Raw genomic sequence first — 20,387 nt, forward strand, 5'->3', positions numbered from 1 at the left:
GGTCGGCGGACTCACGGAAGCCGCCGGGGGCTGCCCTCTCGGGCAGCGCCCCGGCGGCGGGATTGGTGCGGTGGAGCGGTACTCCCGTGTGGCGTCAGCCGGTGACGGTGACCCCGGCGACGTCGATCTGACCGAAGACGTCGATCACGACGTTGGACACGGCGTCGGAGTGGACGATCTGCTCGACCCCGAAGAACATCGGGAGGATCGGCATGTCCTCCAGGAGGACGTCATCGGCCTGCTGGTAGTAGTCGATGGCCTCCTCGTTGCTCTCGGCCCGGTTGCCCTGGTCGACCAGCTCGTCGAACTCGGGGTTCGAGTAGAACGCCGTGTTCGAGCCCGACGGCGGCAGCGCCGCGGTGGAGTACAGCGGCTCGAGGTAGTTCTGCGGGCTCGGGTAGTCCATCGCCCAGCCGAGGCGGAACGGGCCGGTGAAGCCCTGGTCGTCGGCGAGCGGCAGGTACTGCGCGAACTCGAGGTTGCCCTGCAGGGTGTAGTCCACGCCCAGGTTCTCGCGGAGCTGGTTGCCCACGGCCTCGACCCAGGCGTCGTGGCTGGCGCCGGCGTTGAACCACAGCTCGATGGGCTGGCTGCGGTCGAACCCGGCCTCGTCGAGCAGCTGGTTGGCCCGCTCGACGTCCAGCTCGCAGTACTCGCAGGCACCCTCGCGGTACCCGTCGACGACCGGGGCGATCGCGTCGTCGGCCGGGGTGAAGGTGCCGTTGAAGATGGCGTCCGTGATCGCCTCACGGTCGATCGCCAGGGAGATCGCCTGACGGACGCGCGGGTCCGAGTACCGCTCCACGTAGGTCGGCATGCCGAGGTAGGTGAACGAGGACGAGGGCCGCTCGATGAACCGGTCACCGAACTCCGACGGCGCCGTGGTGATGGCGTCGGCGGGGATGTCCTTGACCACGTCGAGGTTGCCGCCCTGGACGTCCCGGTAGGAGGTCGCGATCTCGGAGTAGACGCGGACATCCACGCTGTCGGCCTGGGCCTCGTCCTCGCCGGCGTAGTCCTCGTACTTGGCCAGCGTGATGCCCACGCCCTCCTCGAACGGGCCCTCGGCCTGGAACGGGCCGTTGCCGATCGGGGTGTCCTGCGCGGCGTTCTCCGGGTCCTCGAGGAACGCCTCGGACATCGGGAAGAACGCGTTGTAGCCGACCGTCACCGGGAACTGGGCGAACGGGTCGGTCAGGGTGACGGTGAAGGTGGTGTCGTCCTGGACCTCGAGCCCGGTCATCTCGGTGGCCGTGGGCTCGGCGACGATGTTGCCGTCGTCGTCGGTCTCGGCCTGGAGCGCGTCGTAGCCCTCGATGTTCGAGAAGAAGTACGAGGCACCCTGGGCGTTCGGGCTGTACGCGGTGTAGTTCCACGCGTCCACGAAGGACTGGGCGGTCACCGGGGTGCCGTCGTGGAAGGTCCAGCCGTCGTTCAGCGTGACGGTCCAGGTGATGTTGTCCTCGGACTCGATGGACTCCGCGACGCCGGTGTACTCGACCTCGCCGTCCTCGGCGTACTGGACCAGGCCGGTCCACAGGGCCTTGACGACCTGCGAACCCTCGGTCTCGGTGGTGTTGCCGGGCACGAGCGGGTTCTCGGGGTTGTTGATGGCGAGGCTGAACGAGCCACCGCCCTCGCCTGAGCCGGAGCCGGAGCCGGAGCCGTTGTCGTCGCCGCCGCCACAGGCGGAGAGCAGCATCGCGCCGGCCAGGGCCAGGGCGAGCGCACCGGGGCGCTTGTTGAGCTTCACGTGGAGAGCCTCTCTCATTCCGCGGCTGCGGAGTCTCGGACTGGTCGGCCAGGGGCCGGCGCGCGAGGCGTGGATTCCTGGCGATCGTGTGTCGGACACGCACGTGTACGGGTGGAGAACCCGGCGTGCACGGGGAGCAACGCTAGGCACCGTCGGGGGTGCTTGCTACCGACGTCATCCATTTGTGACCTGCGGCCTGTGTCTCACGGACGCTGGAAGCTGTGCGTGGAGCGCCTCCACCGGCCGGACGCGCTTCGGCGCGCGGGCGGTCCGTCCGGACCATTTGCGGGCCACGTCACCCGGGGTCACTGGCCCCGCAGGTGTCGCGGCAGGTGGTGCCGGGTAGTGGAGGGCCGGGACGCATCGACGGAGGGGCGAGCTGATGAGCAACGACGACAAGACGAACAACAAGATCGAGGAGTTCGGCGGCAAGGCCAAGGAGGCGCTCGGCAACGCGACCGACGACAAGGACCTCCAGGCCGCCGGCAAGAAGGACCAGTCGAAGAGCAACCTCAAGCAGGCCGGCGAGAAGGTCAAGGACGCCTTCAAGTAAGCCCGCCGACGACCGCGACGGAGGCCGCGCCCCGACCGGGGTGCGGCCTCCGTCGCGTTCAGCCGCGGGTGAGGAGCTCCCGCACGGCGGGGAGCAGAGGGCGATCGGCGGCGATCCAGTCGATGCCGTCCAGCTCGCCGGCACCCACCCACCGGAGCTCGGCGTGCTCGCGCGCGACCGGCTCCCCCGACACGATCCGCGCCGACCACACCCGCATCGTCGAGGCCCCGCGCGGTCCACCGGCGACCACGCCGTCGAGCGGCACCTCCCCGAGGAAGGCTCCGGGCGCCACGAGCACGCCCAGCTCCTCGGCGCACTCGCGCACGAGCGCCGCCAGGTCGGACTCGCCGGGATCCACCTTCCCCCCGGGAAACTCCCAGCAGCCGTCGTGCGGGCCACCCGAGCGCTGGGCCACCAGCACCCGGTCGCCGTCGACGAGCGCGGCCCCGACCACCTGCACGACGCCCTGCGCGCGCGCCCGGGCGGCCGCCGCATAGGCGTCCAGATGGGCCCGCATGGCCCGCTCGAGCCGTCGGCGCAGCAGCCGGTCGGCCGTCGCACCCAGCGGACCGGGCAGGCCGGTGCCGCCCTCGATGCGCTCGTCGACCCGCGTGCCCTCGGGGGTGGCGGTGAACCGGCGCGCGTGGGTCACCCAGCGTCTCCCCGACGCGGGCTTCGCGACGTGGACGTCGGAGTACGGGCGCTCGGACTCGACCTCCGTCAGCGGCGCCGGCCCCGGGTGTCCCAGGGTGCGGGCGACGTCGAAAGCCACCGTCAGCGGCGCCTCCACCAAGGTGGTGAAACGCAGCCGGAACACACGGCCACTGTTCCAGACCACGGCAGGATGGCCTCCGTGCGCATCAACGCCCGGGTCGACTACGCCATCCGAGCAGTCGTCGAGCTCGCCGCGGTCGCGCCCGACTCGATGACCGCGGACGCCATCGCCACCGCCCAGGGCATCCCGAGCCGTTTCCTCCAGGCGATCCTCACCGACCTGCAGCGGGCCCGGCTGGTCACCAGCCAGCGAGGGCGGGACGGCGGATACCGGCTGGCGCTGCCGGCCTCGGAGATCTCCATCGCGCGGATCATGCGGATCGAGCAGGGCTTCCTCGCCGAGGTGCACGGTCAGCGCCCCGAGGACGTGACCTACCCCGGCGCGGCCGCCACCCTCGCGCCGGTGTGGGTGGCGGCACGCGAGGCCTACCGCCGGGTCCTGGAGGGGGTGACCGTCGCCGACGTCGTCAGCGGTCGGCTCCCCGAGCACGCCGCCGAACTGGTCGCGATCGACGAGGCCTGGCGCTCATTCCGCAGTTGACCGCCGTCCTCCGGGTGGTCCTCGCTCCCGCGGTGTGAGCCGCTCCACGCCACCGCCCCCGGTGAGCTGTGGCACCATCGACCTGTGACCGGTCGCGGCGTGCTCCTCGTTGCCCGGCTGCACATCGATCTCGCGCGCGTCTCCAGCGCCGCCTGTCACGCCTCGCGCTGACCCAGGCCCCTCCCGCGCAGCATCCACTGCGCATCGACCCGGCAGCGCCCTCCCGATCCGCGGCTGCTGCCGTACCGGGGAAGGCGCAGGAAGAAGTACCGAGACGTGACGACCCCCACCCGCACGAGCAACCGCCCCAAGCGCGGCGAGGGCCAGTGGGCTCTGGGCTACCGGGAGCCGCTCAACCCGAACGAGCGGATGAAGAAGGACTCCGACGGCCTCGAGGTACGCCAGCGGATCATCGACATCTACTCCAAGACCGGCTTCGACGGCATCGACCCCGGTGACCTGCGCGGCCGGATGCGCTGGATGGGCCTCTACACCCAGCGCGCCCAGGGCATCCCCGGCGGCAAGACCGCCGTGCTGGAGCCCGAGGAGCTCGAGGACAAGTACTTCATGATGCGGGCCCGCATCGACGGCGGGCAGCTCACCAGCGACGCCCTGCGGGTCATCGGCGGCATCAGCACCGACTTCGGCCGCGACGTCGCCGACGTCACCGACCGGCAGAACGTGCAGTACCACTGGATCCGCATCGAGGACGTGCCCGAGATCTGGCGGCGGCTCGAGTCGGTCGGCCTCAGCACCATGGAGGCCTGCGGCGACGTGCCGCGCGTCATGCTCGGCTGCCCGCTGGCCGGGATCCTCGAGGACGAGGTCCTCGACGCCACCGACGTGATCGCTGCGACCGTCGAGAAGTACGTCGGCAACCCGGAGTTCAGCAACCTCCCGCGCAAGTGGAAGACGTCGATGTCGGGCTGCGTCGACCACTGCACCGAGCCCGAGATCGACGACGTCTCCTTCGTCGGCGTCGTGAACGAGGCCGGCGAGGCCGGCTACGACCTCTGGGTCGGCGGCGGCCTCTCCACCAACCCGATGTTCGCCCAGCGGGTCGGCGTCTTCGTCCGCCCCGACCAGGTGACCGAGGTCTGGGCCGCGTGCACCAGCGTCTTCCGTGACTACGGCTACCGCCGGCAGCGCAACCGGGCCCGCATCAAGTTCCTCATGGCCGACTGGGGCCCGGAGAAGTTCCGCCAGGTGCTGCAGGACGAGTACCTGCACGCCGCCCTGCCCGACGGCCCCGCTCCGGCGCCGGCCAAGCACGACCAGCGTGACCACGTCGGCGTGAGCCGGCAGAAGGACGGCCTCAACGCCGTCGGCTTCGCGCTGCGCACCGGGCGGATCACCGGGTCGCTCCTGACCACGATCGCGAACCTGGCCGACGAGTACGGCCAGGGCCGCATCCGGACGACGACGCAGCAGAAGCTGGTCATCCTCGACGTCCCGGACGAGAGGGTGGAGGCACTGGTCGCCGCCCTCGCCGAGCACGACCTGCAGGTGCGCCCCAGCGCCTTCCGCCGCGGCACCATGGCCTGCACCGGCCTGGAGTTCTGCAAGCTGGCGATCGTCGAGACCAAGCAGCACGCCCAGGACCTCTACGCCGAGCTGGAGCGGCGGCTGCCGGAGTTCGACGTGCCCATCGGCATCAACGTCAACGGCTGCCCGAACAGCTGCGCCCGCTTCCAGACCGCCGACATCGGGTTCAAGGGCTCGATGGTCCGCGACGACAGCGGCGAGATGGTCGAAGGCTTCCAGGTGCACCTGGGCGGCCACCTCGGCGTCGAGGCGACCTTCGGCCGGAAGTTCCGCGGCCACAAGGTGACCAAGGCCGAGACGGCCGACTACTGCGAGCGGGTGCTGCGCGGCTTCCTGGACCGCCGCACGCCCGGTGAGTCCTTCGCCCACTACGTCTCGCGCGCCGAGGAGGACTGGCTCCTGTGACCGAGCTTGCGAGGTCACCGAAGCGCACAGCACCGCCGGTCACGGATCCGACGAGCGCCAGCGAGGCGGCTCCGTGACCGAGGAGGCGGGCGCGGGAAGGACCCGGCAGCTGCCGGTGTTCCACTGCCCGTACTGCGGGGACGAGGACCTCACCCCCTACGAAGGTGAATCGGCCGACGGCTGGCGTTGCAGCGCCTGCCTCCGGGCGTTCTCCGTCCGCCTGATCGCAACGGGAGTGCAGCACTGATGACGACCGCCATCGCAGCGACGCCGGAACTTGCCGCCGAGGCCGACGCCCGCTTCGCACGGATCGCCGACCCGGTCGAGCAGGCGCTGGCCGCCCTGCAGTGGGCCGGTGAGACCTTCGGCGACCAGTTCGCGATCACCTCGTCCATGGCCGACGGTCTGCTCGCGCACCTCGCCAGCCGCGCGATCCCAGGGGTGCACGTGATCTTCCTGGACACCGGCTTCCACTTCGCCGAGACGATCGGCACCCGCGACTGGATCACCGGCGTGCTGCCCGTGACCCTGGTCAACGTCACCGCCCCGCAGACCCCCGCGGAGCAGGAGCTCTCCTTCGGCCCCAAGCTCTACGAGCGCGACCCCGATCTGTGCTGCTCCATGCGCAAGGTGGAGCCGCTGGCCAAGACCCTCTCGGGCTACGCCGCCTGGGGGTCGGGTGTCCGTCGCGACGAGTCCGCCACCCGTGCGGACACGAAGCTGGTGGACTGGGACGCCAAGCGCGGCATGGTGAAGGTCAACCCCATCGCCGCGTGGACGCAAGGCCACGTCGACGCCTACATCGCCGAGCACCAGGTACCGGTCAACCCGCTGTTCGAGCTGGGCTACGGCTCGATCGGCTGCGCGCCCTGCACCCGGCCGGTGGCCCCCGGCGAGGACCCCCGCGCCGGCCGCTGGGCGGGCTCCACGAAGACCGAGTGCGGCCTGCACACCTGAGCTGACCGGCATGCCGCGACCTCCCCGGCTCTCCCCCGACGCCGTCACCGCCGCGCTCGCCGGCCTCCCCCTGTGGTCCGGGGACGCCGGCGGGCTGCGCCGCACCGTCGAACTGCCGAGCTTCCGGGACGCCGTCGCGGCCATCGTCGCGATCGCCGACGTGGCCGAGGAGATGGACCACCACCCCGACGTCGACCTGCGCTGGCGCACCCTGCACCTCGCGCTGGTCAGCCACTCCGAGGGCGGCGTGACCGAGCTGGACCTCGAGCTCGCCCGCCGGATCGACGCCCTGCTCCCCGGCTGAGCGCACCGGACCGCGCCACGCTCAGCCCGCGAGCGGGCAGAACACGTCGACCCGGTAGCCGTCCGGATCGGCCACCGTGGCGTAGCGCTGCCCCCACGGCGCGTCGTAGGGCTGTGTCACGACGGCGTGCCCTGCGGCGGCGACCCGCTCCACCGTCCGGTCGACGTCCTCCGGCGACCCCGCCTTCATCGCGAAGCCGGCGACCGTGCCGGGCCGGGGTGGCTCGCCGTAGAGGTCGGTCATGACGTCCGCGTCGTCGATCATCAGCCGCACGCCGGAGTCGTCCTGTGCCTCCGGGTGCGGGTCGTCGGAAGTGGACGCGGGGAACCGGAAGCCGAGCGGTTCGTAGAAGGCGCGGGCGCGCCCGAGGTCGTGCGCGCTCACGGCCACCGCGTAGATCGTCATGCCGCCGGTCTACCGGGCCCCACCGACAGGACCGCCCCGGCAGCCGGTCCTCTGACCAGGGACGATGCGTCGGCGACCGACCGGACAGGACGCGGTCGGTTCGCCTTCCCGACACCCGCAGAGCGAGGCACGGAACGGGCGACGGCGAACTCGTGAACATCGCCGCGAAGCCCTGACGACCGCTCCCGCCGCCTGGCTAGCTTCCGAGCGGGCCCCGCGCCTATCCCCCTGGCACCCCGACCTTGGGAGCACTCCATGCGACCTGTCTCCAATTACGGCATCGCAGCGACCGGCGTCGCCGTGGCGATCGTCGCCGCGCCGCTGCCGGCGATGGCAGCCGAGGACAGCGACCCGAACACCGGCACCGTCACCATCACCCGGTTCGACGACCGTTACGCGGACGGCATCTTCGACCCGTCGAAGACCGCCCGCGACGGCACCACCGACAGCAAGAGGACCAGCTACACCGGGTGGCTCGTCGCGTCGGACGGGAAGCGCTACTGGGCGAGCGCGAACGCCGACGGCGACTACGTGTTCGAGAACATCCCCGTCGGCGCGGCGACGGTCTACCTCACCGCGCCCAACAACCCGGCGAACGAGGTGTTCTTCGACGCCACCGGCGCGGCCAGCGCCGACGACATCGAGCGCCTGCCCATCGTGAGCTACCAGGGCGCGGCGTCCGGCGAGCTCTCCCTCACGGTCGACGCGGACGGCGAGCAGCGTCTCGTCGGCATGACGGCGCTGCGCGCCGTTGCCGACGTCCGGTACGCCGACGGGACCGTCGCCAGCGGGCTCACCTCGGTCGAGTTCGGTTCCGGCGACACGTGGTACCCGGCCACCGAGTACCAGTTCAGCGGGGGCGAGGGCAGGTACGAGGCGTTCCAGCAGACCGGCTACGGCTCCATCCGGCACATCCCCGACGAGATCGGTGTCCGCATCGCCGCTCCCGCCGGCTACCGCGTGGCTTCGGTGACCGCTGCCGACGGCGGCGCCATCGCGGTCACCGAGCGCGACGGCGCCTACTGGATGGACACCACCGCGGCCGCGTCGTACTTCTCCAACCCGAGGTTCACCGTCACGCTCGAGAAGATCCCGGACACGACCCGCCCGACGATCACCGTGAAGGAAGGGGCGGGCTTCACCACCCGCAGCGGCGACGTCTTCGGCGTCGTCTCGTTCAAGCTCTACGACGCCGGCAAGATCGACAAGGTCGAGATCAACGGCACCGTCAAGGACCTCAGCAACAACGCCTGGTCCGACGTCAACTTCGTCAAGCCCGGCGTCTTCGGCGCCGTCGAGGGCAAGAACACGATCGTCGTGTACGACGTCGCGGGCAACACCGAGACCATGACGTTCACGCTGGACGGCACCGGACCCCGGGTGACCGTCAAGGAGGGCGCGCGCTACACGGTCGAGACCCGCCGCGGCTACAACCGGATCAGCTTCAAGCTCCACGACGCCGCGAAGGTCGACAGGGTCGAGATCAACGGCACCGTCAAGGACCTCAGCAACAACGCCTGGTCCGACGTCAACTTCGTCAAGCCCGGCACCTTCGGTGCCGTCAGGGGCGAGAACACGCTGGTCGCCTACGACGTGCTCGGCAACGCCACGACGATCACGTTCACGCTGAAGTGATCACCGTCCCCCGGTAGCACCGCGCCTCCCCGCTCCCGGCGGGGAGGCGCGGTCGCGCTTCCGGGGCCGGCGCCGCGATCGCCGACGTGGCGGAGGAGCCGGACCACGCGCGGCCGTCTCGGCACGCAGCCGACGCCGGGCCGACGCGGCGAGCACCAGCGCCGCCCCCCACAGCAGGAACCACGGGTCCCAGAAGAGGACGTGCCACCGCAACGCCGTCGGATCGGCCACCGTCCCGAAGACACCGGCCAGCGCGAGGGCTCCGACCGCGACGAGCGCCCCTCCGTAGAGGGTCAGCAGGACGCCGGCCGCGAGCGCGGTCCGTTCGAGGGCGCCCGCGGGCAGCCGGCGGCCCCAGGGCCGGACCAGCGCCAGCGCCAGGGCGCACCCGGCCAGCTTGAGGACCACGACCGCGAGACCGACCGCCACCGCGGCGGCGTCCGCCCGGCGGGCGAGGTCCTCCATGGCCCCGCCGACGGTGTCGAGCAGCCAGGTCCCGCCGGCGGTCCAGTGGAGGGTGACCATCGCCGACAGGCCCGCCAGCAGGGCGGCCGCGTAGGCCCCGGTGCGGAGCTGCGCCCGGCGGGACACCGTCAGCCCTCGACGGGCAGCACCAGCAGTCGGAACAGCCGGTCGGCCTCGGCATCGGGGTCGGCGGTGAGCCCGGTGTGCACCGGCCCGGGCTGGATGACGGTGCTGCGCGGCGCGGTCAGCCAGCGGAACCGCGAGCCGAGCGCCTCGCGGCCGGCCGCACCCGCGCCCGGATCGGCGGCGCACACGTCCGCCGCCGCCTGCAGCGCCCGGCCGATCGCGGCGGCGTCGGCCGTCGGGTCCAGCGCGCGCAGCCGCTCGGGGTCGAGGTGCACCCGCGAGCCGAGGTAATCGCGCTGGCGGCAGTAGACGAGGACGCCGGCGTTGTGGAACTCCCCGCGGTCGACGCGCGGCACGACCCGCAGCACCGCGTACTCGAAGGTCTCCCTGGGTGTCGTCGCGCTCATCGCCGTGCCCATCGCAGCGGTTCGCCCCTCATCGCTGGGTGACCCCTTCCGGCGGCGGCGGGCCCAGCCACGACGGGCGGTTCTCCCCCCGCGGCGTCCGGCGCCGGCCCCCTCCCCCGGCCTCGGCGGCCGCGACCAGCCCGGGCAGCCAGGCGTCGCGGGCGGCCAGCCGGGCCAGCAGCTGCTCGACGTAGCGCACCCGCAGCTCCTCGGGCGGCTCGCCCTGCAGCCACTCGCCGGGCACCTGCGCCAGCACGCCGGTGAGCAGCTCGCGGGTGACCAGTGGAGCCAGCGCGGCGTCGGCGGCGGGCACGTCGGGCGCGCACTCGATCAGCGCGTGCGCCGACGAGTCGTAGGGCCGGGCCACCGCGGCAGCCGCACCCGGCCAGTGGTGGTGGAAGGTCAGCGCGGCGCCGTGGTCGATCAGCTGCAGCCGGTCGTGCCAGAAGAGCATGTTCGGGTTCCGCCAGGAGCGGTCGACGTTGCCGATCAGCGCGTCGAACCACAGCACCCGCCCGGCGAGCCCGCCGTCGACACCGTCGGCGCCGGCCTCGAAGTCCAGCGCCCCGGGCAGGTAGTCCAGGCCGAGGTTCGTGCCGGCGGAGCGCTGCAGCAGCTCCTGCACCTCGACATCCGGCTCCCCCACGGCGAGCTCCGGCGCGACGTCCACGGTCACCAGCGCAGGCACCGGCAGCCCCAGCGCGCGGGCCAGCTCGCCGCAGACCACCTCGGCGACGAGCACGTTGACGCCCTGCCCGGCCGCCCGCCACTTCACCACGTAGGTGCCGAGGTCGTCGGCCTCCATGAGCCCCGGCAGCGAGCCACCCTCGCGCAGCGGGGTGACGTAGCGGGTGGCGGTGACGGCGGCGAGCACAGTGCGGGCGACCCTACCGGTCGGCGGACCGCCAGTACCCCGACATCAACTCGTGCGACCAAGCCGGCTGCCGGACCTCGCCGCGCGGTGCGAACTCGGCCAGGTACGGCTTCACGTCGAGGACCGGCGTGCCGTCGATCGCGTCCAGCGCGTGCACCGTCAGCGTCAGCCCCTCGACCCCGAGCAGCCGGCACACGCTGACCCCGATCCGGTTGGGCCGGCCCTTCGCGCGCTGGGCGAAGATGCCGACCCGCGGCCAGTCCGGGTTGTTCCGCGGGTGCCGTGCCCGCAGTTCCACCCCGGCCGGGTCCACCCGATCGAAGACGAACACCACCTCCACGTGCGAGAACTCCGACAGGCCCTCGAGGACATCGGCGGTGAACCGGTCGGCATCGAGCGTGATCGTCGCCGTCACGGTGTCCCAGTCGTCGTCCAGCGGCTCGGTACGGGGAGAGGCGACGCGGCCGATCGGGATCATCTCCATGCCGGCAGCCTGCCAGCCGGGCGCCCGGTCCCGGGCGGGGCGAGACTGCACGACGTGGGACTCCTGCGCGCGACCGATCCCGCGGCCCTGGCCGACGCGCCGTTCAACTACGCCGAGGTCGGCGGCACGGGTGCGGCGGCGTTCCCCGGTGGCTACCGCTCGGCCGTCCACTCGCGGGTCGTCGGCTCAGGCCGGGCGGACTTCGAGCGCGCGGTCGCGGCCGTGTTCGACTGGCGCGCCCAGCGCAGCATCGGGTTCCGGGTGCGCGCCGACGGTCCGGCGCAGCGGCCCGGCACCGTCGTCGTCCTCACCGCGGGCGTTCTCCGCCTCGGCTACGACCTGCCCTGCCGGGTGGTCTGGTCGCAGACCGGGGGCGACGAGCGCGGGTTCTCCTACGGCACCCTGGCCGGGCACCCGGAGAGCGGCGAGGAGCGCTTCACCGTGCGTCTGCTGCCCGACGGCGACGTCGTCTACGAGATCCGGGTGTTCTTCCGCCTCGCCTCCCCCGCGGCCCGGCTGGCCGGGCCGCTGAGCCTGGCGCTGCAGCGGCTGGGGACGCAGCGGTACCTGGCCGCGATCGCCAGCGCGGCCCGCGGCTGACCCCGCCGCGGCCACCGATGAGTCCAGGACCGCCGGCTGGTCGGTACTGCACATCCACCGGGGCAGGGAGCAGACGCATGGGGCTGGCAGCGGACGTCGAGGCGGTGGTCGCCACAGCGGTGGCCGACGGGCAGGTGCCCGGGGCGGCCTGGCGGGTGGACCGCGGCGACGAGGTCGCCGTGGGTGCCGCGGGCACGCACACCCCCGGCGGGGACGACGCGGTGCGCCCCGACGCCGTCTTCCGGCTCTCCTCCACCACCAAGCCGGTGGTCGCCGTCGCGGCCCTGGCCCTCGTCGACGCCGGTCTCCTCGACCTCGACGGCCCGGTGGACCCGCACCTGCCCGAGCTGGCCGGCCGGGTGGTGCTGGCCGACCCGGCCGACGCGTCGGCCGGCACCGTGCCGGCCCGCCGGCCGATCACCGTGCGGGACGTCCTGACCTTCCGGCTGGGACTCGGGATGGACTTCACCGCTCCCTGGCCGACCCCGACCGTGGCCGCACTGGCGGCCACCGGTCTGCCGGCCGGCCCGCCGCAGCCGCAGGCCGCACCGCCGCCGGACGAGTGGCTGCGCCGGGTGGCCACGGTGCCGCTGGCGTACCAGCCGGGCGAGCGCTGGCTGTACCACCTCGGGGGCTCGGTCCTGGGCGTCCTGGTGGCCCGGGCGGCCGGCCGGCCGCTGCCGGAGGTGCTCGCCGAGCGGGTCCTGGAGCCGCTGGGCCTGTCGGACACGGGCTTCGGCGTGCCCCCCTCCGCGCGGGACCGGCTGGGTCCGCACTGGACGCCGCCGGACGAGCACGGCCGGCGGGAGTGCTTCGACCCGCCCGACGGGCAGTGGAGCCGGCCCCCCGCCTTCCCCGACGGCGGCGACGGGCTGGTCTCCACGGTCGACGACCTGGCGGCCGTCGCCGCGATGCTGCGGCGGGGTGGGCGGGCACCGGACGGCCGGCCGGTCCTCCGGGAGGCCACCGTGGCCGAGATGCTGACCGGGCAGGTCGGCCCGGTGGACGACGAGGGCGGCGGCTGGGGCCTGGGGCTGGGCGTGCGCCGCACCGACGAGCCCGGCGGGCGCTCGGCCGGCTCCTACGGCTGGGACGGCGGGCTGGGCAGCTCGTGGTGGACCGATCCGCGCACGGGGGTGTCGGCGGTGCTGCTGACCAACCAGATGTGGTCCTCCCCCACCCCGCCGCCGCTGTTCGACGCGTTCCGGGCGGTCGCCTTCGGGCGGCGTCAGACGTCGGCGCTGGACGTCGGCGCTGGTCGTCCGCGCTAGACGTCCCGGCGTTCCAGCAGCACGGCGCCCACGACCCAGGCCCCGACGGCCCAGGCCGCCACGACGCCCATCCCCACCGGCCAGCTCGTCGGCACCGAGAAGAAGGCGTCCTGCCCCACCCGCAGCATGGGCAGCGCCTGCGACAGCCGCTCGGCCCACCGCGGACCGGACAGCGCGAGCACGGGCGGCAGGACGAGCACCAGCGCCGTCCCCACCATGACGGCGCCGGCCGTGGACCGCAGCACCGCACCGAGGGCCACGCCGAGCACGCCGACCAGCGCCGTGGCCACCACCTGCAGGCCGAGGGTGCGCAGTACGGCCGGATCGGTGGGCGCGACGCCACCGGGGACGGCGGTGAGCGTGCGGGCGGCCAGGAAGCAGCCGGCGGCGAGCACGACGCCGAGCAGCAGGCACCACGCGGCGACGGCGACCGTCTTGGCCAGGAGCAGCCGGGTGCGCCGGGGGACGGCGGTGAGCGTGCTGACCGCGCTGCCCGAGGCGAACTCCGCGGTGACGGCGAGCACCCCGACCACCAGCAGGGCCAGCTGACCGAACCCGAAACCGATCAGCGCCGTCTGGACGGCGGTCTCGGGCCGGTCCGCGGTGTCGGTCCCCGCGGCGGCCAGCGCCCCGGCGGCACCGACGGCGAGCACGAACACCGCCGTGGCCCACCCGGTGGAGCGCACCGACCACAGCTTGGTCCACTCGCTGCGCAGCACCGCCGAGAACGGGACGCCCCGGCTCACGGGGCGGCCGCCCGGTACTCGACCTCGTCGCCGGTGAGGCCGAGGTAGGCGGCCTCCAGCGAGGCGGTCACCCGGGTCAGCTCGTGCACCCGGACGCCGGAGAGGAAGGCGACGTCGCCCACCTGGTCGGTGTCCAGGCCCTCCACTCGCAGCGAGCCGTCGATCTGCAGCTCGATGGTGGCGCCGGCGCGCTGCAGCGCCGCGGCGAGCACCGGCGCCTGCGGGCTGCGCACCCGGACGGCGGAGTGCGCGCCCAGGAGGTCCTGCATCGGGACGTCGGCCAGCAGCCGGCCCCGCCCGAGCACCACCAGGTGGTCGGCGGTGTCCTCCATCTCGCTCATCAGGTGACTGGAGACCAGCACGGTGCGGCCCTCGTCGGCGAGGTCGCGCAGCAGCTCGCGCACCCAGCGGATCCCCTCGGGGTCCAGCCCGTTGACCGGCTCGTCCAGGAGCAGGACGTCGGGGTCGCCGAGCAGCGCGGCCGCGATGCCGAGCCGCTGCCCCATGCCGAGGGAGAAGCCGCGCACCCGCTCGTGGGCGACGCTGTCCAGCCCGACCAGCTCGACGACGTCGTCCACCCGGTGGGCCGGCAGGGCGTTGCTCCGGGCCAGCGCCAGCAGGTGGGCGTAGGCGGTGCGCCCGGGATGACGGGCCCGCGGGTCGATCAGCGCGCCGACCCGCCGCATCGGGTGGGCCAGCTCCCGGTACGGCCGGCCGAGCACCCGCGTCGTCCCCGAGGTGGGCCGGGTGAGCCCCAGGACGCAGCGCATCGTCGTCGTCTTGCCCGAGCCGTTGGGCCCGAGGAAGCCCGTGACGCGGCCCGGATGGATCGTGACGGTGAGGTCGGAGACGGCGACGCGGGAGCGGTACTCCTTGGTCAGCGCCACGACCTCGATCACGGGCGACAGCATGGCCAGCCGGCAGCCTCCGGCGGAAGAGGCGCGCCCCTACTGCCCCCGACGCACCTGCGCCCGTTCCCGCTCGATGAGCTCCTTGCTCCGCACGAGCCGGATCATGGTCACGACGAGCAGCCCCCCGGCCATGTTCAGCAGGGCCGTGTACCAGAACCAGGCCAGCCAGTCGCCGTAGCCGAAGGGGGCGCCGGCGTGCAGGGCACCGAAGATGAGCAGCGAGTCCAGGATCGAGTGGAACAACTGCAGCCCGGCGAGCAGGAAGCCGCCGATGACGGAGGCGACGATCTTCCCGCCCTCGGAGTGGGCGCCGTGCTGCATCCGGGTCATCAGCGTGATGACGCTGCCGCCCAGGAAGGCCAGGCAGACCGACTGCAGGTTCAGCGGCGCCTCGACGAAGTGGACTGCCGACTCGACCGCGGTGCTGGTCAGGTCGGGGAAGCCCTGTACGACCAGCCACATCACCAGCCAGCCCCCGACGAGGTTGGCCACCAGCGTCCCGGCCCACAGCTTGGCCAGTTGCGCGCCGCTCGCCCGACGGGCGAAGACGGCGGTGACGGGGACCAGGAAGCCCTCGGTGAACAGCTCGCTGCGGCCCAGCATCAGCGCGATGAAGCCGATGCTGAACGCGAGGCCCGCCAGCAGTTCGCTGCCCGTCGCCGCCAGGACCGCCAGCAGGGCCAGCACCCCCACGGCCACCTCGAGCCCACCTGCCAGCCCGGTGGCCAGCACCTCCCGCCACCGGCGGTGCAGGCGCTGCGCCCCCTCGCTGACGATCTTGTCGAACGCCTGGGCGATCTCGTCCTCGGCCGGGGCGTCGCTCTCGCCGAGCTCGGCACGCTTCCGGTCCTGCTCGTCCACGCCATCTCCTTCGCATCGGACACCGGGCCGGGAACCGCGCGCCGCTGCTCGCGCGGCACTACCCGGGGCGGGCCCGGCCTGACACGTCGGCTCGCCCCCGGACCCGCGAACCAGCAGGATCAGCGACCGTGGACCGCGACCTGCTCGAGTACGCCGTGGAGCTGGTCGAGGAGGCCGGCGGCCTGGCGGCCCGGTGGTTCTCCGTCGCGAGCCCGCGCACCGCGGCCGGCGGTGCCATCCCGGTCGAGGTGGAGGTGGAGCGGCTGCTGCGCACCCGCATCGCCGCCCGGTACCCCGACGACGCGGTGCTGGGGAAGGAGTCGGAGATCTCGGCCGGCACCGACGGCCGCCGCTGGGTGCTCGACCCGATCAACGGCACCAGCCTCTTCGCCCAGCGGGTGCCGACGTTCAACGTGCTGCTGTCGGTCGAGGACGCCGAGGGGCCGGTCGTCGCGGTGGCCGGCTACCCGATGAGCGACGAGGTCCTCTACGCCGGCCGGGGGCTGGGGTGCTGGCACGCGCTGGCCGGCCGGCCGGTACGCCAGGTGCGGGTCAACGACCACGTGCGGCTGCGCGGCGCCGTGGTCGAGATGCTCAACCCGCTGGCGTGGTCGGAGGAGCTGCTCCTCACGCTGCACCGCGAGCTCTACCTCCAGCCCTGGACCAAGGGCGACGTCGACCTCGCCACCGGGCTCGCCGACGCACTGGTGATCGCCGGCGCCCCGATGGGCTACGAGGACCTCGCCGTCCTCCCCCTGCTCGTCGGTGAGGCCGGTGGCCGGGTCACCGACCTCTCGGGGCGCGACGTGCTGCGCGGCGACGGCTCCGTGCTGGCCACCAACGGCCGGCTGCACGACGCGCTGCTGGAACTGGTCGCCGGGCTCCCGCACGGGCGCGACTTCGCCGCGCTCCGCCGCCGGGACCGCTGACGCCGCACGCCCCCGGCCTCACTTGAGGAAGGGCACCCGCTTCAGCAGCTTGAGGCCGGTGGTCATCACCGACGCGTACTTCTCCAGCGGCTGCCCGGGCATCGGGCCGATCGGCATCCCCCGCTGGACGGCGACGGTCTGCGACTCCGTGTACTTGAGGATCCCTTCGCGGCCGTGCCGCCGGCCCACCCCGGAGTCCTTCATGCCCCCCATCGGTGCGTCGTGGGAGGCCCAGGCCGCGGCATAGCCCTCGTTGACGTTGACGGTGCCGGCCTGCACGCGGGTCGCCAGCTCGGCTCCGCGCCGCGGGCTGGTCCAGATGCTGGCGTTGAGGCCGTAGTCGGTGTCGTTGGCCCGGCGCACCGCCTCCTCGGCGTCGGCGACCCGCGTCACCGCGACCACCGGCCCGAAGGTCTCGTTCCGGGCCAGCTCCATCCCGTCGGTCACGCCCTCGAGCACCGTCGGCTCGTAGAACAGCGGGCCCAGGTCCGGCCTCGGCCTGCCGCCGGCCAGCACGCGCGCGCCCTTGGCGACGGCGTCGTCGACGTGCCGGGTGACGACGTCGAGCTGGTCGGAGCTGACCAGCGAGCCCATGTCGGCGTCCCAGTCCAGCCCCGCGCCCAGCGCCATCTTCCCCACCCGCTCGGCGAACGCGGGCACGAACCGGTCGTAGATCGCGTCCTCGACGTACATCCGCTCGACGCTGATGCACAGCTGGCCGGAGTTGGAGAAGCAGGCCCGGATCGCGCCCTCGACCGCCTTGTCCAGGTCGGCGTCGGCCAGCACGATCATCGGGTTCTTGCCACCGAGCTCGGCGGAGAAGCCGATCAGCCGGCGTGCGCACTGCTCGGCGACGATCCGGCCGGTCGCGGTGGAGCCGGTGAACATCAGGTACTCCACGCCCTCGATCAGCGGCGTCCCGAGCACCTTGCCCGCGCCGGTGACCACCTGCAGCAGGTCGCGGGGCAGACCGGCCTCGTAGAGCAGCTCTACGGCGATCAGCGCGGTGAACGGCGTCTGGGCGTCGGGCTTGAGCACGATGCCGTTGCCGGCCAGCAGCGCGGGGATGGCGTCGGACACCGCGAGGGTCAGCGGGTAGTTCCACGGGCTGATGACGCCGACCAGGCCCTTGGGGTGGTGGTGTTCGACGGTGCGGGTCAGCACCGGCAGCGCGCCCTGCCTGCGGGTCGGGCGGAGGTGCTTGGCGGCGGTGTTCGCGTAGTACCGCGCGGTCATGGCGACGTCGGCCAGCTCCTCGAAGGCGGCGACCCGGTTCTTGCCGGTCTCGGCCTGCGTGATGTCGAGGATCTGCTCCTGCCGCTCCAGGACGAGGTCGTGGTACCGGAGCATGACCGCCCGCCGCTCCGCCAGGGGACGCGCGGCCCACGCCACCTGCGCCGCCCGTGCCCGGCGCTGCGCCTCCGCGACGTCCTCGGCGGTGCAGGTGGGCACCTCACCGATGAGCGCACCGGTGAACGGTGCGTGCGACGCCTGCCGTGGGCGCCCGGGTGCTGCGGTGACCAGCGCGGACAGGCGGGACACCAGTTCCGGGTCGAGGGCCGGGGACGGATGCGGGGCGGTCGTCGTCATGCCGTCACGATGCCGCAGGTCAGGCCGCCCCGCCGCTGGGGCCGAAGCGCTCCACCCGGATCGACGACGCCGGCCGGCCCGATGCCACCAGCAGCTGGGTGGCCGCCTCGGCGAACGACGCCGAGCCGCACACGTAGACGGTCTGGTCGGGCTCCCACAGCGGGAGCAGCTCCTCGGCGCCCAGGCGGCCGGGCGGGCGGATGCCGTGCTGCTCGCGGGTGAGGGCGATCAGCGCACCGGCCGCGGCCAGCTCGTCGGCGTAGGGCAGCTGGGCCAGGGCGCGCACGGAGACGGCGATGCGCAGCAGGTCCTCGCGCCCGATCGCGCGGGCGTGCCGCAGCATCGACACGAACGGGACGACGCCGGAGCCGCCGGCGACCAGCAGCGCGGGGGTCTCGCCGTCCCACACGAACCAGCCCCCGATCGGCCCGCGCACCTCCAGCTCGTCGCCGGGCTCGACGACGTCGGCGAGGTGGGTCGACACCTCGCCGTCGTCCAGCCGCTCGACGAACAACTCGACCAGCGGGTCGCCGGGGGCCGACGCGACCGAGTACGAGCGCTGAGCGGTGTAGCCGTCCTCGGCGGTCAGCCGCACGACGTAGTGCTGGCCGGGCAGGTGGTCCACGCGGTCGTGCACGTCCAGCCGCAGCTCGACCGAGCGCTGGATCGGGCGCCGCACGCCCGCGACCGTCGCCGTCCGCCAGCCGCCCGCCGGCGCCGAGGGGACGCCGGCACCCAGCAGGCCGGCGTCCTCAGTCACCCTGGTACCGCTGCTGGCGCCAGGGATCGCCCAGGTCGTGGTAGCCGTTCTGCTCCCAGAAGCCGGGCTGGTCGCGCTGGAGCAGCGTGAGCTTGCTGATCCACTTGGCGCTCTTCCAGAAGTACAGGTGCGGGACCAGCAGCCGGACCGGCCCGCCGTGCTCGACCGGCAGCGGCTTCCCGTCGTACTCCCAGACGATCCACGCCTTGCCGCCGCTGATGTGCTCCAGCGGCAGGTTCGTCGTGTACCCGGTCTTCGACGTCGCCATGACGAACCGCGCCCCGGCGGTCGGGCGCGCGGCCTCGAGCAGGACGTCGACGCTGACACCGGCGAACCAGGTGCCGAACTTCGACCAGGTCGTCACGCAGTGGATGTCTCCCCGGTACTCCGACCGGGGCAGCGCGTGCGCCTGGTCCCAGTCCCACGTCGTGGGCGCCTCGACCGCGCCGTCCACGGTGATGGACCACGTCTCCGGCGCGATGCGCGGCGTGGGCTCGGCCGTGAGCACCGGCCAGTCGGACCCGGCGTCGTACTGACCGGGTGGCAGGCGGGCATCGCTGTCGCGGCGGCGGCCCAGGAAGCCGCGGGTGGGTCCAGGCATGCCGTCACTCTTCCCCATGCGGACAGGCGGCGGACGGGGCCGGCGCACGGCGGGCTGACGCGGAAATCGGCCCGACCGGACAGTGAACGACCCCCCACGCGGTAAGGCAACCCTTACGAGAGGTGTGTCACCGCGCGTTAACGTGGTGGCCGGACGAGGAAGGTCCTAGCTTGGACGCCGTGGTGACGGTTACGGACTCGACGCAGCGCAGGACGCCGAAGGCGGCGAAGACCACCTCGGTCTTCAAGAAGGCCGTCATGGCGATCAGCGGCATCATCCTGGTGCTCTACCTGATCGTGCACATGATCGGGAACCTCAAGGCCTTCTCCGGCGCCGAGGACTTCAACCACTACTCGAGCTGGCTGCGCACGGTGGGCAATCCGGCCCTGCCGGGCGACACCCTGTTGTGGCTCATCCGCATCGTGCTGCTGACCGCCGTCATCGCGCACATCTGGGCCGCGGTGTCGCTCTGGCGGCAGGCCAAGCGGGCCCGCCCGCAGGGCTACGTCACCAAGAAGGCCGTGGCCCAGAGCTACGCCTCGCGGACGATGCGCTGGGGCGGCGTCATCATCCTGGCCTTCATCATCTTCCACATCCTCGACCTCACGCTGGGCACGGCGAACGCGGCCGGTCACGACAGCGAGCCGTACGAGCGCCTGCTGGCCAGCTTCCAGAACCCGGTCGTCACGATCTTCTACGCCATCTCGGTGATCCTCGTGGGCATGCACCTCCGCCACGGCATCTGGAGCGCCACCCAGACCCTCGGGCAGAGCAACCGCCGCCGAGAGGTGACCGTCAACTACACCGCCACCGCGATCGCGACGGTCCTGACCGTCGGCTTCCTGCTGACGCCCTTCGCCATCCTCTTCGGTCTGATCGACTAAGGATTC

General features: G+C 73.0%; 25 protein-coding genes. 12 read left to right on the top strand and 13 right to left on the bottom strand.

The features are described from left to right. Positions 1–94 precede the first annotated feature (94 nt). Complete coding sequence (locus ACI793_RS03795; protein ID WP_456605027.1) at positions 95–1,753, bottom strand: peptide ABC transporter substrate-binding protein; 1,659 nt, start codon at positions 1,751–1,753, stop codon at positions 95–97. A gap of 382 nt (positions 1,754–2,135) precedes the next feature. On the opposite strand from ACI793_RS03795, the gene ACI793_RS03800 reads away from it, so the two are divergent. Beyond that, positions 2,136–2,306 carry a CsbD family protein gene (locus ACI793_RS03800; RefSeq protein ID WP_456605028.1) on the top strand — a complete coding sequence of 57 codons (171 nt, stop codon included), beginning with the start codon at positions 2,136–2,138 and terminating at the stop codon, positions 2,304–2,306. A gap of 58 nt (positions 2,307–2,364) precedes the next feature. On the opposite strand, the gene ACI793_RS03805 is transcribed toward ACI793_RS03800, so the two are convergent. After that, on the bottom strand, positions 2,365–3,123 hold the full coding sequence (locus ACI793_RS03805; RefSeq protein WP_456605029.1) for a (deoxy)nucleoside triphosphate pyrophosphohydrolase: 759 nt from the start codon (positions 3,121–3,123) through the stop codon (positions 2,365–2,367). Between the two features lie 27 nt (positions 3,124–3,150). Here ACI793_RS03805 and ACI793_RS03810 point away from each other — a divergent pair, with 27 nt between their 5' ends. From ACI793_RS03810 to ACI793_RS03835, 6 genes are all read left to right on the top strand, one after another. Next, the gene (locus ACI793_RS03810) at positions 3,151–3,621 is read left to right on the top strand and encodes an RrF2 family transcriptional regulator (RefSeq protein ID WP_311345617.1); all 471 of its coding nucleotides are present in this window, start codon (positions 3,151–3,153) and stop codon (positions 3,619–3,621) included. A gap of 99 nt (positions 3,622–3,720) precedes the next feature. After that, a complete protein-coding gene (locus ACI793_RS03815) occupies positions 3,721–3,792 on the top strand; it encodes a putative leader peptide (protein WP_396137046.1) in 72 nt (23 codons plus the stop codon). Positions 3,793–3,897: 105 nt separating this feature from the next. Beyond that, entirely contained in the window at positions 3,898–5,571 is a 1,674-nt protein-coding gene (locus ACI793_RS03820; RefSeq protein WP_456605030.1) for a nitrite/sulfite reductase, read from the top strand. A gap of 73 nt (positions 5,572–5,644) precedes the next feature. Continuing rightward, the gene (locus ACI793_RS03825) at positions 5,645–5,818 is read left to right on the top strand and encodes a hypothetical protein (protein WP_456605031.1); all 174 of its coding nucleotides are present in this window, start codon (positions 5,645–5,647) and stop codon (positions 5,816–5,818) included. Then, positions 5,818–6,528 carry a phosphoadenylyl-sulfate reductase gene (locus tag ACI793_RS03830; RefSeq protein ID WP_456605032.1) on the top strand — a complete coding sequence of 237 codons (711 nt, stop codon included), beginning with the start codon at positions 5,818–5,820 and terminating at the stop codon, positions 6,526–6,528. Before ACI793_RS03825 ends, ACI793_RS03830 begins: the two co-directional genes overlap by 1 nt. A 10-nt stretch (positions 6,529–6,538) precedes the next feature. Beyond that, positions 6,539–6,832 carry a 4a-hydroxytetrahydrobiopterin dehydratase gene (locus ACI793_RS03835; RefSeq protein WP_456605033.1) on the top strand — a complete coding sequence of 98 codons (294 nt, stop codon included), beginning with the start codon at positions 6,539–6,541 and terminating at the stop codon, positions 6,830–6,832. 21 nt (positions 6,833–6,853) lie between these two features. Here the strand turns inward: ACI793_RS03835 and ACI793_RS03840 are convergent, their stop codons facing one another. Next, on the bottom strand, positions 6,854–7,237 hold the full coding sequence (locus tag ACI793_RS03840; RefSeq protein WP_456605034.1) for a VOC family protein: 384 nt from the start codon (positions 7,235–7,237) through the stop codon (positions 6,854–6,856). Between the two features lie 255 nt (positions 7,238–7,492). Between ACI793_RS03840 and ACI793_RS03845 the strand changes: the two genes are divergently transcribed. Beyond that, positions 7,493–8,872: a hypothetical protein gene (locus ACI793_RS03845; protein ID WP_456605035.1), complete on the top strand. Its 1,380-nt coding sequence runs from the start codon at positions 7,493–7,495 to the stop codon at positions 8,870–8,872. Here ACI793_RS03845 and ACI793_RS03850 read toward each other — a convergent pair whose 3' ends face one another. The 4 genes from ACI793_RS03850 to ACI793_RS03865 are packed head-to-tail and all read right to left on the bottom strand — an operon-like array spanning position 8,873 to position 11,279. After that, the gene (locus ACI793_RS03850; protein ID WP_456605036.1) at positions 8,873–9,463 is read right to left on the bottom strand and encodes a DUF3995 domain-containing protein; all 591 of its coding nucleotides are present in this window, start codon (positions 9,461–9,463) and stop codon (positions 8,873–8,875) included. A 2-nt stretch (positions 9,464–9,465) separates the two neighbouring features. After that, on the bottom strand, positions 9,466–9,870 hold the full coding sequence (locus ACI793_RS03855) for a DUF3037 domain-containing protein (protein ID WP_456605037.1): 405 nt from the start codon (positions 9,868–9,870) through the stop codon (positions 9,466–9,468). Positions 9,871–9,898: 28 nt separating this feature from the next. Next, the gene (locus tag ACI793_RS03860; protein ID WP_456605038.1) at positions 9,899–10,744 is read right to left on the bottom strand and encodes a HipA family kinase; all 846 of its coding nucleotides are present in this window, start codon (positions 10,742–10,744) and stop codon (positions 9,899–9,901) included. 13 nt (positions 10,745–10,757) lie between these two features. Then, positions 10,758–11,279, bottom strand: coding sequence for an SAM-dependent methyltransferase (locus ACI793_RS03865; protein WP_456605039.1), 522 nt, complete (start codon positions 11,277–11,279; stop codon positions 10,758–10,760). Positions 11,280–11,282: 3 nt separating this feature from the next. Between ACI793_RS03865 and ACI793_RS03870 the strand changes: the two genes are divergently transcribed. Together ACI793_RS03870 and ACI793_RS03875 are read left to right on the top strand one after the other, a co-directional pair. Continuing rightward, positions 11,283–11,828 carry a DUF1990 family protein gene (locus tag ACI793_RS03870; protein ID WP_456605040.1) on the top strand — a complete coding sequence of 182 codons (546 nt, stop codon included), beginning with the start codon at positions 11,283–11,285 and terminating at the stop codon, positions 11,826–11,828. 77 nt (positions 11,829–11,905) lie between these two features. Beyond that, the gene (locus ACI793_RS03875; RefSeq protein WP_456605041.1) at positions 11,906–13,099 is read left to right on the top strand and encodes a serine hydrolase domain-containing protein; all 1,194 of its coding nucleotides are present in this window, start codon (positions 11,906–11,908) and stop codon (positions 13,097–13,099) included. Here the strand turns inward: ACI793_RS03875 and ACI793_RS03880 are convergent. Genes ACI793_RS03880 through ACI793_RS03890 form a run of 3 tightly spaced genes read right to left on the bottom strand, consistent with a single transcriptional unit; the run spans position 13,096 to position 15,617 of the window. Further along, positions 13,096–13,845, bottom strand: a complete 750-nt coding sequence (locus ACI793_RS03880; protein WP_456605042.1) for a hypothetical protein — start codon at positions 13,843–13,845, stop codon at positions 13,096–13,098. The two genes, ACI793_RS03875 and ACI793_RS03880, sit on opposite strands and share 4 nt — an antisense overlap. Continuing rightward, a complete protein-coding gene (locus tag ACI793_RS03885; protein ID WP_456605043.1) occupies positions 13,842–14,744 on the bottom strand; it encodes an ABC transporter ATP-binding protein in 903 nt (300 codons plus the stop codon). Before ACI793_RS03885 ends, ACI793_RS03880 begins: the two co-directional genes overlap by 4 nt. A 48-nt stretch (positions 14,745–14,792) precedes the next feature. Beyond that, the gene (locus ACI793_RS03890; protein ID WP_456605044.1) at positions 14,793–15,617 is read right to left on the bottom strand and encodes a formate/nitrite transporter family protein; all 825 of its coding nucleotides are present in this window, start codon (positions 15,615–15,617) and stop codon (positions 14,793–14,795) included. Positions 15,618–15,745: 128 nt separating this feature from the next. Here ACI793_RS03890 and ACI793_RS03895 point away from each other — a divergent pair, with 128 nt between their 5' ends. Beyond that, complete coding sequence (locus ACI793_RS03895) at positions 15,746–16,546, top strand: inositol monophosphatase family protein (protein WP_456605045.1); 801 nt, start codon at positions 15,746–15,748, stop codon at positions 16,544–16,546. An 18-nt stretch (positions 16,547–16,564) separates the two neighbouring features. On the opposite strand, the gene ACI793_RS03900 is transcribed toward ACI793_RS03895, so the two are convergent. The 3 genes from ACI793_RS03900 to ACI793_RS03910 are packed head-to-tail and all read right to left on the bottom strand — an operon-like array spanning position 16,565 to position 19,497. Continuing rightward, positions 16,565–18,136 carry a succinic semialdehyde dehydrogenase gene (locus tag ACI793_RS03900; protein WP_456605046.1) on the bottom strand — a complete coding sequence of 524 codons (1,572 nt, stop codon included), beginning with the start codon at positions 18,134–18,136 and terminating at the stop codon, positions 16,565–16,567. A 19-nt stretch (positions 18,137–18,155) separates the two neighbouring features. Beyond that, positions 18,156–18,896 carry an FAD-binding oxidoreductase gene (locus ACI793_RS03905; protein ID WP_456605047.1) on the bottom strand — a complete coding sequence of 247 codons (741 nt, stop codon included), beginning with the start codon at positions 18,894–18,896 and terminating at the stop codon, positions 18,156–18,158. Next, on the bottom strand, positions 18,889–19,497 hold the full coding sequence (locus ACI793_RS03910) for a sulfite oxidase-like oxidoreductase (protein ID WP_456605048.1): 609 nt from the start codon (positions 19,495–19,497) through the stop codon (positions 18,889–18,891). The genes ACI793_RS03905 and ACI793_RS03910 overlap by 8 nt, the downstream gene beginning before the upstream one ends. 179 nt (positions 19,498–19,676) lie before the next feature. On the opposite strand from ACI793_RS03910, the gene ACI793_RS03915 reads away from it, so the two are divergent. Next, positions 19,677–20,381, top strand: a complete 705-nt coding sequence (locus ACI793_RS03915; protein WP_456605049.1) for a succinate dehydrogenase cytochrome b subunit — start codon at positions 19,677–19,679, stop codon at positions 20,379–20,381. Positions 20,382–20,387 lie beyond the last annotated feature (6 nt).

Source organism: Blastococcus sp. SYSU DS0617 (assembly GCF_054051075.1).